Raw genomic sequence first — 15,257 nt, 5'->3', positions numbered from 1 at the left:
TATAAGTAAATAAAGGCTACAATAGCCTGAATTTTTTAGCAAGGTTGTGGATGAATCAAGAGTTGGAATCTTTGGACGAGTCTGAAGTGTTCAAGCAATATATGGATACTATGGGCAAGGAGGATGAGGTAGAACAAAGGGGCATGGTTAAAGAGGGCGTGGTCGTTTCCATCAATGAAGTGGAGAATTACGCGATGGTGAGCGTGGGGGGCAAAACTGAGGGGCGACTCAGTCTAGAGGAGATCAAGGACGCGCAGGGGAATTTGCTCTTTGGTGTGGATAGCCCCATTCGGGTGTATGTTTCCCAACGCGGGGAGCGCCCCAGTGTGTCGTATAAACGCGCCCTTGTCTATGACAAGGTGCAAGCTAAGATCGCCCAGCTTGGAGAGCATTACAAAGACAAGGTTGTGGAGGGGAAGATCGTGCGTGAGAACAAGGGGGGGTATGTCCTTGCGGATAAAGAGGGGGCGGAGTATTTTCTCTCCAAATCCCAGTCTTCTTTACGGCGCGATGGCAAGCACATCGGCAAACACATTAAAGTGTGTATCACTTCTATAGACCCAGAGGCGGGCTCTATCAATGTTTCTAGAAAGCGTTTTTTTGATGTGCATGACAAGCAACAGCACGAGGGCGCAAAAGCCTTGATGGCTTCCCAAGAAGCCCATAAAGGTATTGTCAAAAGCATTACGGGATTTGGGGTGTTTGTGGAGGTCAATGGGGTAGAAGGCTTGGTGCATTACAGCGAGATCACGCACCGCGGATCGGCTAATCCAGCAAAGCATTTCAAGGAAGGCGATGAGGTGCAGGTGAAGGCGATCGCTTATGATGAGGAGAGAAAACGCCTATCTCTCTCTATTAAAGCTACAATGGAGGACCCATGGGAGGAGATCCAAAGCAAATTAAAAGTGGGCTATGCCATCAAGGTTGTGGTGAGCAGCATTGAGAGTTACGGGGTGTTTGTGGATATTGGCAATGACATCGAGGGCTTTTTACATATCTCAGAAATCTCTTGGAACAAAGATGTCAAGCACCCCCAAGATTATTTGGAATTGGATCAAGAAATTGATGTCAAAATCATCGAAATAGACAGCAAAAACCGCCGTTTGCGTGTCTCTCTCAAACAGCTTTCCGACAAGCCCTTTAACGAATTTGTTTCCAAGCACAGAATCGGGGATGTTGTGGAAGGCAAGGTAGTGAGCCTCACGGATTTTGGGGCGTTTATCAATTTGGGGGGTGTGGATGGACTCTTGCACAATAAAGATGCCTTTTGGGAAGCCGATCAAAAATGCAAGGATCATTTCAAACTAGGCGATGTGGTGCAAACTAAGATCGCGCGTATCAACAGGGAAGAGGAGAAAATCTCTTTGGATATGAAGTTTAAGCAACCCTCTCCCATCGAGGCTTTTGCCCAGAAACATAAGATCAACGACACCATCCAAGGTAGCGTGGTGAGTGTTAAAGATTTTGGGGTCTTTGTGCGCGTGGACAATATCGATGTCTTGATCAAGACCGAGGATTTAGCTCCCCTTAAAAAAGAAGAGATCACCATGGGTCAGGAGATCACCAGCGTGCTGGTTTCTTTGGATAAAACCGCCCACAAGGCGCGCGCCTCCGTGCGCCGTTTGGAACACAAAAGGGAACGCGAGCAATTACAAGCTTTCAACGCCAAGAGAGACAAGATCACCTTGGGAGATAAACTTGCTGGCAAATTCTGATCTCTTTGATGAAGAAAAAGCGTTTTAGGTTAGTTGTCTCTTTGGGGGTTATGGGGCTAGCGGCTTTCGTGGCACTGGATTTAGGCTATCAGTTTTATCTCAGCCATATCAAACCCCCGCCCCCTCCCCACCCTCCCAAGGGCGTTTTAGATTCGCTAACCTCCCCTGCGCAACCCCGCCCACCAGAAAAACTCACCCACAATCCCCCAGAGTTCAAGGATTTTGATTACCCCATTTTGGAGCGCCAAATCACCCTAGAGTTTCGCGAACACAAGCAGGCACAAAAATTATTTGTGCGTAACTTGGATTCGTATAAATTCTTTTGCCTGCATGAAATTTTAAAAGAAAAGCGCATTGATTTTGCTACGGACAAAAAGGGGCGCACGACAACCTTAATCATCTATCTCCCCAACTCTCCCCTGCGCCAAGCCTTTTTAGACGATCTGCGCTACTACCAAATCCCCTACCAACTCAATTAAGGAAGAGTATGTCCCAAGTTGTTATCTGTGATCCCATCCACCATGCCGGCCTTGCTTTGCTCAATGCGCAAACTAATTTAGAGATTCTAGATCACTCCAACACCCCTAAAGATGCCCTGCCCTCCGCGCTTAAAAACGCCCACGCGCTCATTACACGGAGCATGACCCCCATTGATGCGCCCATGCTCGAACACGCCCATCAGCTCAGGGCTATTGTGCGCGCGGGGGTGGGTGTGGATAATGTCAATATCAATCTGTGTTCTAAAAAGGGCATTGTGGTGATGAATGTCCCCACAGCTAACACCATCGCAGCCGTAGAACTCACCATGGCGCACTTGCTCAACGCCGTGCGCCGCTTCCCTAGCGCGAACACGCAACTCAAATCTGAGAGGCTTTGGAAGCGCGAAGATTGGTATGGCACAGAACTCAAGGGCAAGAAGTTAGGCATCATCGGTTTTGGGAATATCGGTTCGCGCGTGGGAGTGCGCGCGCGCGCCTTTGGTATGGAGGTGATCGCTTACGATCCCTATATCCACAAATCCAAAGCCACAGACTTAGGGGTGCACTACACCACAGATTTTAACGAGATTTTAGCCTGTGATTGTATCACCATCCACACCCCTAAAAATAAAGAAACGATCAATATCATCGACGCGCCTCAGATCGCTAAAATGAAAGAGGGGGTGATTCTCATCAACTGCGCGCGCGGGGGGCTTTACAACGAAGAAGTGCTCTTGGAAGCGTTGCGTTCTAAAAAAGTGCGTTGGTTGGGGCTAGATGTCTTTAGCAAAGAACCTAGCACAGCCAACCCTTTATTGGATTTAGAGAATGTCTATGCCACTCCGCATATCGGGGCTAACACTTTGGAATCCCAAGAACAAATCGCCCTAGAAGCGGCTAAGGCGGTGATTCAAGCCTTAAAAGGGAGTGCTTACCCCAATGCGCTTAATCTCTCTATTAAAACCCCCATGCCCGCACATGCCAAGGCGTATTTACAACTCACCCAAAAACTAGGCTTTTTCTCCGCACAGATCAATAAAGATGCGATTGGCGCGCTCGAGCTCATTGTCGCTGGACCTGTGCGCGAATACGCCGATTCTTTACTCACTTTCGCCCTTTTAGGACTGCTCAAACCCACCCTAGGCGATCAAATCAATGAAGTCAACGCGCGCTTTGTCGCTCAGGAACGCCAAATTGCCATTAGCACACGCACTTTAGACAACGCCACCCCCTACACTAACGCAATCACCCTCCAGCTCACCACCCGCACGCAAAGCACCCAAGTGAGTGGGACGATCTTTGCGGACGACTTGCTCAAGATCACTAACATAAACGGCTTTGAAATGGACATTAAACCCCAGGGCAACATGATTTTATTTAAAAATACCGATGTGCCCGGGGTGGTGGGTAATGTGGGGCAGACTTTAGGCAAGCATGGGATCAATATCGCAGATTTCAGATTGGGGCGCAATGACAAACAAGAAGCCTTAGCGGTGATCTTAGTGGACGCGCCCATTAGTGCGGATATTTTGCACGCGCTCCAGCAAATCCCCCATTGCTTGCACGCCTGCTTGGTTTGTATTTAACGCGTGCGCGCATTTTTAGCTCAATTAGAGAGCTTAGGGGAATTACAGACCCTAGATACTCCCCTAGACATTTATTTAGAAATCCCCCATTTAGCTTATTTAGAAGCTAAAAAACCCCAAGGGGGCAAAGCCCTCTTATGCACGAAGCCCATTGATGGCAGAAATAACAAATCTTTCAGTATACCCGTCTTAACCAATCTCTTTGGCTCTTCTAGGCGCATGGAGCTCCTCTTGGGCAAGCCCATTAGCGCATGTTGTGCCCAACTAGAGGCTTTGCTCAATATGCAAAAACCCAAGAACTTGAGAGAAATTTGGCACGCGCTCAAAACCCTAACAACTCTTTATCACATTTCCCCAAAAATCTCTAACAAACCTACCGATCACATCAACTATACCGGCGATCAAGTCAACCTCTATGATCTACCCATCCTCACCACTTGGGAAAAAGACGCCGCCCCCTTTATCACAATGGGGCAGATCTACACCCAAAGTTTAGACGGGGCATATAAAAATTTAGGGCTGTATCGTCTACAAGTCTATGACAAGAATCATCTAGGCTTGCACTGGCAAATCCACAAAGATGGCAACCACTTTTTCCACGCCTACAAACAAGCGGGGCGTAAAATGCCTGTAAGTGTTGTCATCGGAGGCGATCCGCTCTACACTTGGTGTGGGCAAGCACCCCTGCCCTATGGCATGTTTGAACTCTGGCTCTATGGTTTGCTAAGAGGTAAGCGCGCTTTTCTTATGCGCTCGCACACCAACCCAATTTGTGTGCCCCGTGATGGGGATATTATCCTTGAGGGCTGGGTGGACCCTAAGCAGATGCGCCTAGAGGGTCCCTTTGGAGATCACACGGGCTTTTACACCCCCCAAGAACCCTACCCACTCCTAGAAGTGAGCGCGTTGCGAATCAAGCCCAACCCCATTTATTTAGCCTGCGTGGTGGGTAAACCTCCCTTAGAAGACAAATACATGGGCTATTTGACCGAACGGCTTTTTTTGCCCTTGATTCAAAAAAGCACCTATGGGCTCTTAGATTATCACATGCCTGAAAATGGGGTGTTTCACAATCTCATTTTAGCCCAGATTGCACCCAGTTACCCCGGACACGCCAGTCAGATCATGCACCACTTTTGGGGCACGGGGCAGATGAGTTTTGTCAAGCATGCTATTTTTGTAGGTCCTAATGCCCCTAGTTTGCAGGATTACCCGGCTATTTTTACCCATATTTTAAACCACTTTGACCCCTCTAGGCTCGTGGTAAGCGAGGGGGTGTGCGATGCGCTAGATCATGCCAGTCCTCACTTTGCCTTTGGGGGGAAACTGGGCATTGATGCGAGCATACCCAGCTCTAAAACCCCGCATCTCTTAGAAGATAGCGCGCTTTTAAAGCGCGTGCAAGCGGTGTTGCCCGAAGCCTTGATTCTAAGACAATATGGCACCCACACCGCCAACCCCCTTTGTGTGGTGGGGGTGCAAAAGAGGCGCCCCTTATTGAGCACGCTAGAAGGGCTTAAAGACCTGCAGAGTGCTCTAAGTATTATGATCTTTGTGGACGCGCATAAAAACGACCTCAACAACCCCTATATGTTACTTTGGCGCATCACCAATAATTTAGATGCCAAGCGCGATCTCAAAATAGAAGGGGGGCTGGTGTTCTTGGATGCCACAGACAAAAGCGCGCTAGAGGGGCATACTAGAGAATGGCCCCTAGAAACCGATTGCTCCCTAGAGGTTTTGCAAAAATTACACCGCTTAGGACTCATCCCCCCCCTAGACGATCCGCTTTACAAGCACTACCATATTTATAATTCCCCTAGCACTTAAAGGACACAGATGGATTTTGCCAAACGCTTAGATCAAATCATCAAGCGCATTGAAAAAGCCCGCTTGAGCTATAACCGCCACCATATTGTGCAGCTCATCGCCGTGTCTAAATACGCCACCGCTGAACAGGTGCGCGCGCTGTATGCCTGTGGACAACGCGCCTTTGGAGAAAACAAGGTGCAGGACTTGCAGGTAAAATCCAACGCGCTAGAGAGCTTGCCCCTAGAGTGGCACATGCTAGGCAATTTGCAACGCAATAAAATTAACAAACTCTTAGCCCTCAAACCCTTTTTATTCCACGCCCTAGACTCCCTAGAACTCGCCCAAGCTATAGAGGCGCGTAGCCATAGCACCCTCAACGCGCTTTTACAAGTCAATGTTTCTAAGGAGGGCACTAAAAGCGGGGTGATCCCAGAACAAGCCTTAGAAATATACACCCATATTAGCCAAACCTGCCCGCATATCTGCCTAAAGGGCATCATGGTTATTGCTCCTACTCCTCCTAGCACTCCAAATTTTAGTTACACCCAAGCCCTAGAGCGCGCTTTTGCTCAAGCCAAAGATATTTTTGACATACTACCCAATCCTAGTATTCTCTCTATGGGGATGAGTGCGGATTTTGAGTGCGCGATCGCTTACGGGGCGAATATGGTGCGCATTGGGCATGCGCTGTTTGCGGGTTAAGATTCCTAGATTATAATTTGCTATCTCATTATCAAGGATACACATGCCACACATGGGCACTTTGCAAACCACTAGACCTGAATTTGACAACCTACTCTCTACTATCGCGCGCTATGTGGTGGATTATGAAATCACTTCTGAATTAGCCTACCAAACAGCCAGACTATGCCTGATCGACTCGATTGGCTGTGCTCTGCTCTCCTTAAAGCACCCCGAGTGCACCAAATTACTAGGTCCTAGTGTTCCGGGCGCACAGCTACGCCCACTAGGGAGTAAAATCCCCGGGACCGCTTATCAGCTTGAGCCCATCCGCGCGGCATTTAATATCGGTTGCATGGTGCGCTGGCTAGATTTCAACGATACATGGCTAGCGGCTGAATGGGGACACCCCTCAGACAATCTAGGAGCGATTTGGGGCTTGGGGGATTATTTGAGTCGCGCTAAGCGCGCTAAAGGACAAAAACCCCTACAGGTCAAGCAAATTTTGAATGCCATGATCAAAGCCCATGAAATCCAAGGGGTTTTAGCCTTAGAGAATTGTTTTAATATTGAGGGCTTAGATCATGTCCTTTTGGTGCGCATCGCTAGCACAGCGGTGGGCGCAGGGTTGCTAGGGGGGAGTTTTGAAGAGGTGCGCAATGGGGTTTCTAACGCCTTTGTAGATGGAGGGAGTTTGCGCTGTTATCGCCACGCGCCCAATGCGGGTTCTAGGAAGTCATGGGCAGCTGGAGATGCGAGTAGTCGGGGAGTGGATTTAGCTCTCAAGGCACTCAGTGGAGAAATGGGCTACCCTTCGGCTTTAAGCGCGCACTACTGGGGTTATCAAGATGTCTTTATGAAAAACCAACAGGAAAAAGGCGATGTCTTGCACATCCCTCAAGAGTTTTCTAGCTATGTGATGGAAAATGTGCTCTTCAAACTCTCTTTTCCAGCGGAGTTCCATGCCCAAACCGCTGTAGAATGCGCGATCAAATTGCATCCAGAGCTCAAAGACAGAATAGAGGACATCGCCAAGATCGAGATCACCACTCAAGAATCCGGACACCGCATTATCAATAAAGAGGGAGAGCTACACAATTATGCCGATCGCGATCACTGCATCCAATACATGGTCGCTTACGCGCTCTTGCATGGGGATTTAAACGAACATTCTTATAGCGATGCTAGCGCAGCCGATCCGCGTATTGACGCACTAAGGGCTTTGAGCGAGGTTAAGGTAGACGATCGCTACACACGCGAATACCTAGACCCCACCAAGCGCTCTATTGCCAACGCCCTGCAGGTATTTTTCAAGGATGGCACAAAAACCCAAAAGCTAGAGATCCACTACCCCATCGGGCATAAATTCAGACGCGAAGAGGGCTTACCCTTGCTTTATGAAAAATTTAAACAGGCTTTAAGGGGTGTTTACGCCCCCAAACGCGCAAGCCAGATTGAAGAGATCGTCTTTCACGAGGAGGCGTTGTTGCAAATGGACTTTGACACCTTTAGCGATCTCTTTGCCTTTTAGGGGATTGCATGAGCGCAGGAAAAAAATTTAGAGAAGCCTTAGTGGAGAGCGCGCCCTTGCAAATTGTGGGCACGATCAACGCTTACCAAGCTCTGCAAGCCACCAAGGTGGGGCATAGGGCTTTGTATCTCTCAGGGGCGGGGGTGGCTAACGCGTCCTATGGCTTGCCAGATTTGGGGATCACGGGTTTGCAAGAGGTGTGCATGGATGTGCAGCGCATCTGTGCGATCTGTCCTACCCCCTTGATTGTGGATGCGGATACAGGCTTTGGGCATGCCCTCAATATTGCCAGAACGATCACCCAACTCATTAAAAGCGGGGCAGCGGGGGCGCACTTAGAAGATCAAGTGAGTGCCAAGCGCTGTGGACACCGCCCTAATAAAGCATGTGTGTCCACCCAAGAGATGTGCGATCGCTTGGGTGCAGCCCACCAAGCGCGATCTCTAGACCCGCATTTTTACTTGATCGCGCGCACGGACGCACGCGCCAAAGAAGGGCTAGAATCTGCTATCACACGCGCTCTAAGCTATGTGGGCGCAGGCGCAGATGCGATCTTTGCGGAAGCTTTGGAGAGTTTGGAGGAATACCGCGCTTTTGTGCAAGCCGTGCCAGTGCCCATTTTAGCCAATATCACCGAATTTGGACGCACCCCCTTATTTAGCCTTGAGGAGCTTAAAAGCGTGGGGGTGAAAATGGCACTCTATCCTTTGAGCGCCTTTAGGGCGATGAACAAAGCCGCCCTAGAAGTTTACCAAGACCTCAAAGACAAGGGCACACAGCGCGATCAAATTGCGCGCATGCAAACCAGGGAGGAACTCTATGAGATGTTGGACTACTATAGCTACGAAGCCCAAATGGACGCGCTTTTAGCCAAAGACTAGGGTTTGAAGATGAGGTTGTAACTTGCGGCTATTTTGTGGCTGTAGGTGATATTGATGTCCCCGGGTTTGTTGGATTCAATAAGGAAGGTGTTCCCCCCCTCTTGGATACCATAAAAGCGCAGGCGTAGTGCCATTTTAGGCGCGAAAGTGTGCACCGCATACACACCGCGCGCTTGTAGTTCTGATGCCAACTCTTTGGCGATGTAGTGCGTGCGCACAAAGGGATTGTATCCTCCCCACAAATACAGGCTTTCTAAAAGCAGAGTGCCAAAGACAAGGCTATAGCGGATACGATAGTGGGTGCGAAAGAGGGGGAGGTGCACGCGGATACTAGAGAGGGCGTGCTTGAGTAAGACGGGTATCCCCAACACGCCATAGGCTAGAAATTGTGGGTTAATTTCTTGACGCAAGGATAGGAGTAAGGGCAAACAAAAGCCCACTGCGCCCACCATCCCCACTAAACTATCTTGTTGGCGCGCCTTGATCACCTGTGCGTAAAGCGCATAAGGGTAGTAAAGGCATAAACAGGGAGAATAGAGCACAAACATCACAAAGAGGGTTTGTAAGAAAAAGCCTTGTGGCATGCCAGAGACGGGTTTAAAATAGAGCACATTGAAACCCAAAGCCACGCCCAACAAGCCGGCTTTGAGGCGGTGTTTGTGTTTGAGCGCGTAGAGAAAAAAAGCACTGAGTAAGACCACACAGCTTGGATCAAAGAGCGCGAGCAGAGGGATTAAGGCGTAGAAGATGCGCGTGTGGAATAAGAGCATGCTAGAGAGAGCTAGGGTGAAGAGCAAACTCACTTTTCCTAAGAGAATCGCGCCTAGTTGCACACCCGGGAGCAACGCAAAGGTGAACACGCTTAAGAGGGGGTCGTAGGGTTTTTTGGGCTGGAGTTTGAGACTTAGCCGGTAGAGTAAGATGAGATTGAGCGCGTGCAAAAGCAGACTGGGTAGACGCAAAGTCAGATCGTGAGGAAGGAATTTACCCACCACTCCCACAAAATCGCGCAACGCCCCCAACAAGAGAGCATCAAGCCAAAAACTAGGCGTGCTAAAATAGAGTAGGGCTTCTTTATAGCTAATAGAAATCTCTAAACTCTTAACCACCCCCAGTATTAGGCTCACCACTACCAGCAAGCCTAAAAGACGGCTATAAAGGGGGCTGGGTGTGCTAGAGGGGAGAATGTTTAACCTTGCGCTTTGTGGTGTTCTACTAGGGCGCAATGATCTTGCACCACCGCCACGCCATGCGCTTGTAATAATTCTTGGGCTTGGGCGTTTGTAATGCCTAATTGCATCCAAAAGAATTTGGGTAGGGGCGTGAGGGTTAAAAACTCTTGGGCTAGGGGCATGATCGCTGCAGATTTTCTAAAAACAATCACCCCATCTAGGGGCTGGGCAGCTTGCGCCTCTTTAAGGGTAGCATAGACGGCTTGTCCTAAAATGGGTGTATCCGTCTTAGGATAAATAGGCACAATATGGTAGCCCTGCGCTTGCAAATACGCCCCGACCTTGTGGCTGTCCTTATGTGGATCAGGGCTTAAGCCCACAATGCCTAAAAAACGGCTTTCTAACAATAAGCGTAACGCTTGTGCGTTCATGTTTTATCCTTTGCTTTAGTTTTACTCTCTAAGACGATGAGAATCCCCGAGAGCACAATGAGCCCCATGCCTAAAATCTGCAGGGCATGCAAGCGCGGATCGCCTAAAAGCATACCAAAGAGCACTGCCCACAACAAACGGGTGTAATCTACTGGGGAGATCAGCCCAGCAGGGGCGATCATGTAGGCTTTAGTAATAAAGCACTGCCCTAAAGCTCCGCTTAAACCCGTGCCAATCAAGAGCCATAAATCCCAGTGCCACCACACTCCCTCAAAGCGCAAAGGGTGGTAACCTGAGGCAAAGGGGGGAATGTCAAAGCCCATCAAAGCCAAACTCATTAGGGTTAAAGACACCGAGAAGACTACGATCACAAACCCCCCATCATAATACTCTTTGAGTTTATTCAAGCTCACATAGGCACAAGACATCATCAAACCACTCAGCACCCCCGAGATCACCAATCCCCAAGAGAGCCCGCTAGTATGTGGGTCAGCCACCAAACCCACCCCTAAAATCCCCAAGAGGGCAGAAAGCATTAATTGCCAAGTGATGCGCTCTTTGAGCACCCACCATGCGATGAAAATGGCGTAAATGGGTCCACTTTGGCTAAAGGCGATCGCACTGCCTAAATCCATGTTGGCAATATTGTAAAAGATCAAGATCATACCCACCTGCCCCACAAACACTCTAGAGATCAATAAAAAAAGCCCCCCGGGCTTGTGCGCCCTAAAGGAAAAGGGTTTGATGTAATAAAGCCCCCATAGAAAGAAAAGCATGAAAAAGGAGCGATAAAAGACATTCTCTAGGGGCGAATAATAAGAACCTAGCATCTTAATGAGCGCGTTGAGCAAACCAAAGCTCAATGCCCCCAAAGCCATGTAAAACACCCCCAAGCGCACATTTAGATTCGATTCTGGCAACACACAAAACACTCTCCAAGAAATAGCCTCCATGCTAGCATGGATTGATAAACGCGCCCGCGTGTTTAGGGTGTGGTGTTCTCTGAGATAAAAACGCCCCTGCAAGGGGCAACCCCTCCAAACCCCCCCTAAAATCTATTTGCCAAAACGCCCGCCAGTGGTGGGATAGCCATAGATAGAGCCATCTTTGATTTTCATGTGATCTTCCCAAGGCAATTTGTATTTGCCCGCAGCCAAATCTTTGATATAAGTCAAGCCCGCATCGCTTTCACCTCCGGGTTTTGCTACATACCCGCGGTGACCTAGATTGTAAATGTTATTCTCTAGACCCCAGCTTAGGCGCGCGTTGTCCGCCATTTTTGGATAGATTTCGCCTGTAACGATCTCCCAAGGATTGCGATGCCCCTGCACTAAAGTGGTGCCATCAAAGTTGCAGATTTGCCCCTCTCCAAAGTAGTAGAAGACATTGTCATAACCAGCCAAGTTCACACTCACGGTGTACATCAAATTGTGCCACGCGTTGGAGCGATTCGTTAAAATCCATTGATCGTTGACTTGAGTACTGTAGCCAGAAATGCGGATGTAGACATTGCATCCCTTATAAGCCGCCTCTCTGGCTAACTCTGGGATCATGCCATCATGGCAGATGCACACGGCAAGTTTAGAGCCTCCGGGTCCTTCGCACACAGGCATACCTAAATCTCCGGGATACCAAGGTTCAATAGGATTCCAAGGGAAGAGTTTGCGGTATTTCAACACAATTTCACCCTTAGGGTTGATGATGATGGCGGTGTTATAGGGGTTTTTGTTGGGATCAGGATTGCGCTCCATCACAGAAAAGACCCCAAAGACTCCGGCTTCTTTACACGCTTGGGCATACATTTGGGTTTCTTTGCCGGGCACATCTAGCAAGAATTCTTCACTCAGCCATTTGGCGGTATTCAAACCCTGTGTGCTGTATTCAGGGAAAATGATGAGCTCTACGCCCGGATAACCCGCTTTAGTGGCATGCAGGGTCCTAATGATGCTTTCAATGTTTTTGTCAATGTCTGCTCGGCTGTTAACCACGGGGACGGGGAACTGGATGGCCGCTACCAAAAACCCCTCAATGGGTTTACCCATACTTCCAATGCTACCCATAAAAACTCCTTGTGAATAAAATAAGCAACTAAAGTTGCTTGCGGAGTATTAAAAGAACTCTTTTAATACAGGGTAAACAAAAGGAGAATTTTAGGGACTCAGGAACGCCCATCCATCCCTAAAAGATAGACTTGGGAAGAGTAACACAATAAAACCAACATAAGGGAGATGAAAATGGCAAAAATAACAACTAATCCAGCTTTACGCTTGAGCAAGACACAAAGAGAGCTCTTTGAGAATATCAAGGCGTTCTTACATTACAAGATCAAAAGCTTCACACCCGTGCAGGCTTTAGAAGATATGGCTAAGGTGATCTGTTACCAAGAGGAAATGTTGAAATGCCAACACATCAGCACATTAGAGAGTCTGTGCCACGCTCTTTACAATCAAGGAATCAAGCATATATTGATGATGCGCATCTTGTTCTTGTTTTTCACACACTTCAAAGCCCACATCAAGCTAAAGAGCTTGAAAAGCCTTACAGAAGAGCAAGTGATTAGCTTTCTCTTTGGACTAGCCCAGACCAGAAAACCCAGTTCTATGGCTAAGTATGTGATGTATCTTAGACAATTCTTTGACTATTTGGATAGAAAACGCGGATACAACTTTGATTTTCCGCTAAAAAACCTTGCTTTTGCGCAAACAACCCAGACCTTGCCCAAACACTTGAATGCCCAAGACTTAAGAAACTTTATCCAAACACTACTAGAATACCAACCCCGCTCTAGCTATGAAAAACGCAACAAATGTATCTTGTTGCTTGTGATACTGGGCGGACTGAGAAAAAGTGAAGTGTTTAATTTGGAGCTCAAAAATATCAAGCCTGAAGAGCAAAACTACTCTATTCTCGTGCTGGGCAAGAACAAGCAAGAGAGAAAAGCCTACATTAGAAAATCCATCTTAGAGCAAGCTTTGCACGCTTGGATGAATGACCCCAAGAGACTACAATACTTCAATGGGGTGTTTCTTTTTAAAAAAGCCACACAATCCCAAAGGACTTGCCAACTCAAAAACTTCATTACTAAGATTTTCAAGTGCTCTCAGATTGAGCATTATCAGACATACGGCACGGGCTTACACCTCTTTAGGCATAGCTTTGCTACGCTCATCTATCAAGAAACACAGGATTTGGTCCTAACTAGCAGAGCTCTAGGGCATAAATCCCTCCTCTCTACGAAAGTCTATATCCACACCACCCAAGAACACAACAAAAAGGTCGCTTGCGTGTTTGACACGCTTTTACAAGCTCAACAATCTAAGAAAAGCTAGGCTATAATGCCAAGATAATGCAATGGACACACAAACCTCTCTTTTCCCTTATTCTCTCTAGCACTCTTGTCTCTAATGCTCTAGCTGCTGGTATGCTCACCTATGATGCAGAAGCGAATGCGCATTTAGCCACCACTAATAGCCAACAGAGCACGATGATAGGCAAGATGGTAGATGGGATTAGAAAATACGAGGAGATGATTTCTAAAGCCCAAGAGCAAATCGCTCAATTAAACAAAGTCAATGATCTTATGAACAAGGCAAACGCCCTTATTAGTGGTTCTGCGATCACCATTGCCAATCCTATGAGATTGCTCGATCAGTTCAAAAGCCAAATTGCTAGCATTCAGGCTAATTATGAAGACTTGAAACAGGCTGTAGAGAACTTTGACTAGAGACAAGCTCAGAGACAAGTATCTGCAAAAAGAGTGTCCGTGGCTGGATGTTAACAAACTAAGCTACAAGGCAACTGATTTGAGCAAAGCCATTGTAGGCACAGGTGCAGAGACAATGCTTGTCAAAGACGCTAAAGCTCTGTTGCACGCTTTGAGTGATGATAGCACCTTTTCCACTTATCAGAATTTGAGGGATGAAATCACGGGGAGGTCTATGGCTTAATGGTGTGCCAGAGTCTCAATGAAGTGCGCGATGAAATTGACATGGATAACTCCTACACCACAGAGGCTAAGGCAATCTTAGAGGGGGATTATACAGCAGCCAATCAAGAAAGACTAAGAAGGGCTGTAGCTAAGTTCAAAAAGAAAATCAAACAAGAACAACAGCTCAATGAAAAAATCCAGCCCCTAATAGCAAGATTGGACAAACTCAAGGCAGAATTAGGTGTCATAGATAAGAATGCCAATGATAACAAACAACAAATCCAGTATTGTAAAGAGAATCCAGACACTAATACCTGTGAACCTATTTTACTCGCTAAAGACAAGCTCTCTAATGAGTTAGATCAAACTACCAAAGAGTTTCAGGAAGCCTTAGCTGCTGCTAAAGACAAGGATGCTCAATCCCAAGTGCTAGCAGACTATAATCAGAAGATTAAAATTCTTACCCTTGCTTATCTGCGAGAAATCACTAACCAACTATTGTTTTTAAATAAAACGATGGCGATGCACTCTGCGTTAGTGACTGACATCCACAGAAGGGAATACAAATCGGAATGAGTGGTGTTAACAAAACCAAGATGGTTAATTATAAGGACAGGGATAAGGAGTTAGAGAGTTACTCCTCTAAAAATAACAAGTATGGAATGCCTGATCCCGTGCCTTAAAAGGGTTGGTGCTTGCAGAGCCATCAAAATTCTACATTGTTTATAGGATTGTAAATAGTGTGGCGTGGGTAATCGAGCTCTGCATCTAAAGCACTCATACATCCATGGCGAAATTCAGTTTTTAGGGGATGGTAACTACCGCGTTTGCGTAATTGGCTAGAAAAAGTCTTGTAGTATTTGAGCAAAAAGGCTTGACGAGTCTTGGGATCATCATATTTATGGGTTTTCTCATTGTTTGGGTAAGTATCTCTAACAACATTGGTATCGTATAACTGAGGCAATGGATAGTATCCAAAGGTATAAGTAACGAATGCACTCCTCCTAACTAATAACCCGCATTTCTTATCTGTTTTGAGGA

16 protein-coding genes are annotated in these 15,257 nt (G+C 47.4%); 11 read left to right on the top strand and 5 right to left on the bottom strand.

Annotated features, from left to right (window positions below):
- Positions 1 to 50: 50 nt before the first annotated feature.
- The 7 genes from EAO37_RS05255 to prpB all read left to right on the top strand — a co-directional run bounded on the left by EAO37_RS05255 (position 51) and on the right by prpB (position 8,685).
- Positions 51 to 1,715 (top strand): 30S ribosomal protein S1, encoded by a 1,665-nt coding sequence (locus tag EAO37_RS05255; protein WP_205589750.1) that lies wholly within the window; start codon positions 51 to 53, stop codon positions 1,713 to 1,715.
- 68 nt (positions 1,716 to 1,783) lie between these two features.
- Entirely contained in the window at positions 1,784 to 2,194 is a 411-nt protein-coding gene (locus EAO37_RS05250; protein ID WP_162982266.1) for a hypothetical protein, read from the top strand.
- Between the two features lie 8 nt (positions 2,195 to 2,202).
- Positions 2,203 to 3,780, top strand: coding sequence for a phosphoglycerate dehydrogenase (gene serA, locus EAO37_RS05245; protein ID WP_120952060.1), 1,578 nt, complete (start codon positions 2,203 to 2,205; stop codon positions 3,778 to 3,780).
- A 3-nt stretch (positions 3,781 to 3,783) separates the two neighbouring features.
- Complete coding sequence (locus EAO37_RS05240; protein ID WP_120952057.1) at positions 3,784 to 5,610, top strand: menaquinone biosynthesis decarboxylase; 1,827 nt, start codon at positions 3,784 to 3,786, stop codon at positions 5,608 to 5,610.
- 9 nt (positions 5,611 to 5,619) lie between these two features.
- Positions 5,620 to 6,294: a YggS family pyridoxal phosphate-dependent enzyme gene (locus tag EAO37_RS05235; protein ID WP_120952054.1), complete on the top strand. Its 675-nt coding sequence runs from the start codon at positions 5,620 to 5,622 to the stop codon at positions 6,292 to 6,294.
- A gap of 43 nt (positions 6,295 to 6,337) precedes the next feature.
- Positions 6,338 to 7,804 (top strand): 2-methylcitrate dehydratase, encoded by a 1,467-nt coding sequence (gene prpD, locus EAO37_RS05230; protein WP_120952051.1) that lies wholly within the window; start codon positions 6,338 to 6,340, stop codon positions 7,802 to 7,804.
- An 8-nt stretch (positions 7,805 to 7,812) separates the two neighbouring features.
- Positions 7,813 to 8,685: a methylisocitrate lyase gene (gene prpB / locus EAO37_RS05225; RefSeq protein ID WP_120952048.1), complete on the top strand. Its 873-nt coding sequence runs from the start codon at positions 7,813 to 7,815 to the stop codon at positions 8,683 to 8,685.
- Here prpB and EAO37_RS05220 read toward each other — a convergent pair.
- Genes EAO37_RS05220 through EAO37_RS05205 form a run of 4 tightly spaced genes read right to left on the bottom strand, consistent with a single transcriptional unit; the run spans position 8,682 to position 12,348 of the window.
- Positions 8,682 to 9,911: a hypothetical protein gene (locus EAO37_RS05220; RefSeq protein ID WP_205589749.1), complete on the bottom strand. Its 1,230-nt coding sequence runs from the start codon at positions 9,909 to 9,911 to the stop codon at positions 8,682 to 8,684. The two genes, prpB and EAO37_RS05220, sit on opposite strands and share 4 nt — an antisense overlap.
- Positions 9,875 to 10,288 (bottom strand): CoA-binding protein, encoded by a 414-nt coding sequence (locus EAO37_RS05215; RefSeq protein WP_120952046.1) that lies wholly within the window; start codon positions 10,286 to 10,288, stop codon positions 9,875 to 9,877. Before EAO37_RS05215 ends, EAO37_RS05220 begins: the two co-directional genes overlap by 37 nt.
- Positions 10,285 to 11,313, bottom strand: a complete 1,029-nt coding sequence (locus tag EAO37_RS05210) for a DMT family transporter (RefSeq protein WP_240451734.1) — start codon at positions 11,311 to 11,313, stop codon at positions 10,285 to 10,287. The genes EAO37_RS05215 and EAO37_RS05210 overlap by 4 nt, the downstream gene beginning before the upstream one ends.
- 30 nt (positions 11,314 to 11,343) lie before the next feature.
- Positions 11,344 to 12,348 carry a formamidase gene (locus EAO37_RS05205; protein WP_120946269.1) on the bottom strand — a complete coding sequence of 335 codons (1,005 nt, stop codon included), beginning with the start codon at positions 12,346 to 12,348 and terminating at the stop codon, positions 11,344 to 11,346.
- Between the two features lie 174 nt (positions 12,349 to 12,522).
- Between EAO37_RS05205 and EAO37_RS05200 the strand changes: the two genes are divergently transcribed.
- The 4 genes from EAO37_RS05200 to EAO37_RS09395 are packed head-to-tail and all read left to right on the top strand — an operon-like array spanning position 12,523 to position 14,792.
- Positions 12,523 to 13,617, top strand: coding sequence for a tyrosine-type recombinase/integrase (locus EAO37_RS05200; protein WP_205589748.1), 1,095 nt, complete (start codon positions 12,523 to 12,525; stop codon positions 13,615 to 13,617).
- 17 nt (positions 13,618 to 13,634) lie between these two features.
- Complete coding sequence (locus tag EAO37_RS09405) at positions 13,635 to 14,012, top strand: hypothetical protein (RefSeq protein ID WP_205589747.1); 378 nt, start codon at positions 13,635 to 13,637, stop codon at positions 14,010 to 14,012.
- A complete protein-coding gene (locus EAO37_RS09400; RefSeq protein ID WP_205589746.1) occupies positions 14,005 to 14,235 on the top strand; it encodes a hypothetical protein in 231 nt (76 codons plus the stop codon). The genes EAO37_RS09405 and EAO37_RS09400 overlap by 8 nt, the downstream gene beginning before the upstream one ends.
- Complete coding sequence (locus EAO37_RS09395) at positions 14,235 to 14,792, top strand: hypothetical protein (protein ID WP_205589745.1); 558 nt, start codon at positions 14,235 to 14,237, stop codon at positions 14,790 to 14,792. The genes EAO37_RS09400 and EAO37_RS09395 overlap by 1 nt, the downstream gene beginning before the upstream one ends.
- Positions 14,793 to 14,922: 130 nt before the next feature.
- Here EAO37_RS09395 and EAO37_RS09390 read toward each other — a convergent pair.
- The coding region (locus tag EAO37_RS09390) for a hypothetical protein (protein WP_205589744.1) at positions 14,923 to 15,257 on the bottom strand (335 nt) is incomplete at its 5' end.

Origin of the sequence: Helicobacter sp. L8, assembly GCF_003660355.1 — a bacterium.
Taxonomy (GTDB): Bacteria; Campylobacterota; Campylobacteria; order Campylobacterales; family Helicobacteraceae; genus Helicobacter; species Helicobacter labacensis.
The sequence above is the reverse complement of the archived record's forward strand: the minus strand, read 5'-3'. Positions and strand labels throughout refer to the sequence as shown.

Coding starts and splice junctions, on each gene's coding strand:
- EAO37_RS09395 (WP_205589745.1), top strand. CDS start 14,235: ATGGTGTGCCAGAGTCTCAATGAAGTGCGCGATGAAATTGACATGGAT.
- EAO37_RS05215 (WP_120952046.1), bottom strand. CDS start 10,288: ATGAACGCACAAGCGTTACGCTTATTGTTAGAAAGCCGTTTTTTAGGC.
- prpD (WP_120952051.1), top strand. CDS start 6,338: ATGCCACACATGGGCACTTTGCAAACCACTAGACCTGAATTTGACAAC.
- EAO37_RS05235 (WP_120952054.1), top strand. CDS start 5,620: ATGGATTTTGCCAAACGCTTAGATCAAATCATCAAGCGCATTGAAAAA.
- serA (WP_120952060.1), top strand. CDS start 2,203: ATGTCCCAAGTTGTTATCTGTGATCCCATCCACCATGCCGGCCTTGCT.
- EAO37_RS05255 (WP_205589750.1), top strand. CDS start 51: ATGAATCAAGAGTTGGAATCTTTGGACGAGTCTGAAGTGTTCAAGCAA.
- EAO37_RS05200 (WP_205589748.1), top strand. CDS start 12,523: ATGGCAAAAATAACAACTAATCCAGCTTTACGCTTGAGCAAGACACAA.
- EAO37_RS05205 (WP_120946269.1), bottom strand. CDS start 12,348: ATGGGTAGCATTGGAAGTATGGGTAAACCCATTGAGGGGTTTTTGGTA.
- prpB (WP_120952048.1), top strand. CDS start 7,813: ATGAGCGCAGGAAAAAAATTTAGAGAAGCCTTAGTGGAGAGCGCGCCC.
- EAO37_RS09405 (WP_205589747.1), top strand. CDS start 13,635: ATGCAATGGACACACAAACCTCTCTTTTCCCTTATTCTCTCTAGCACT.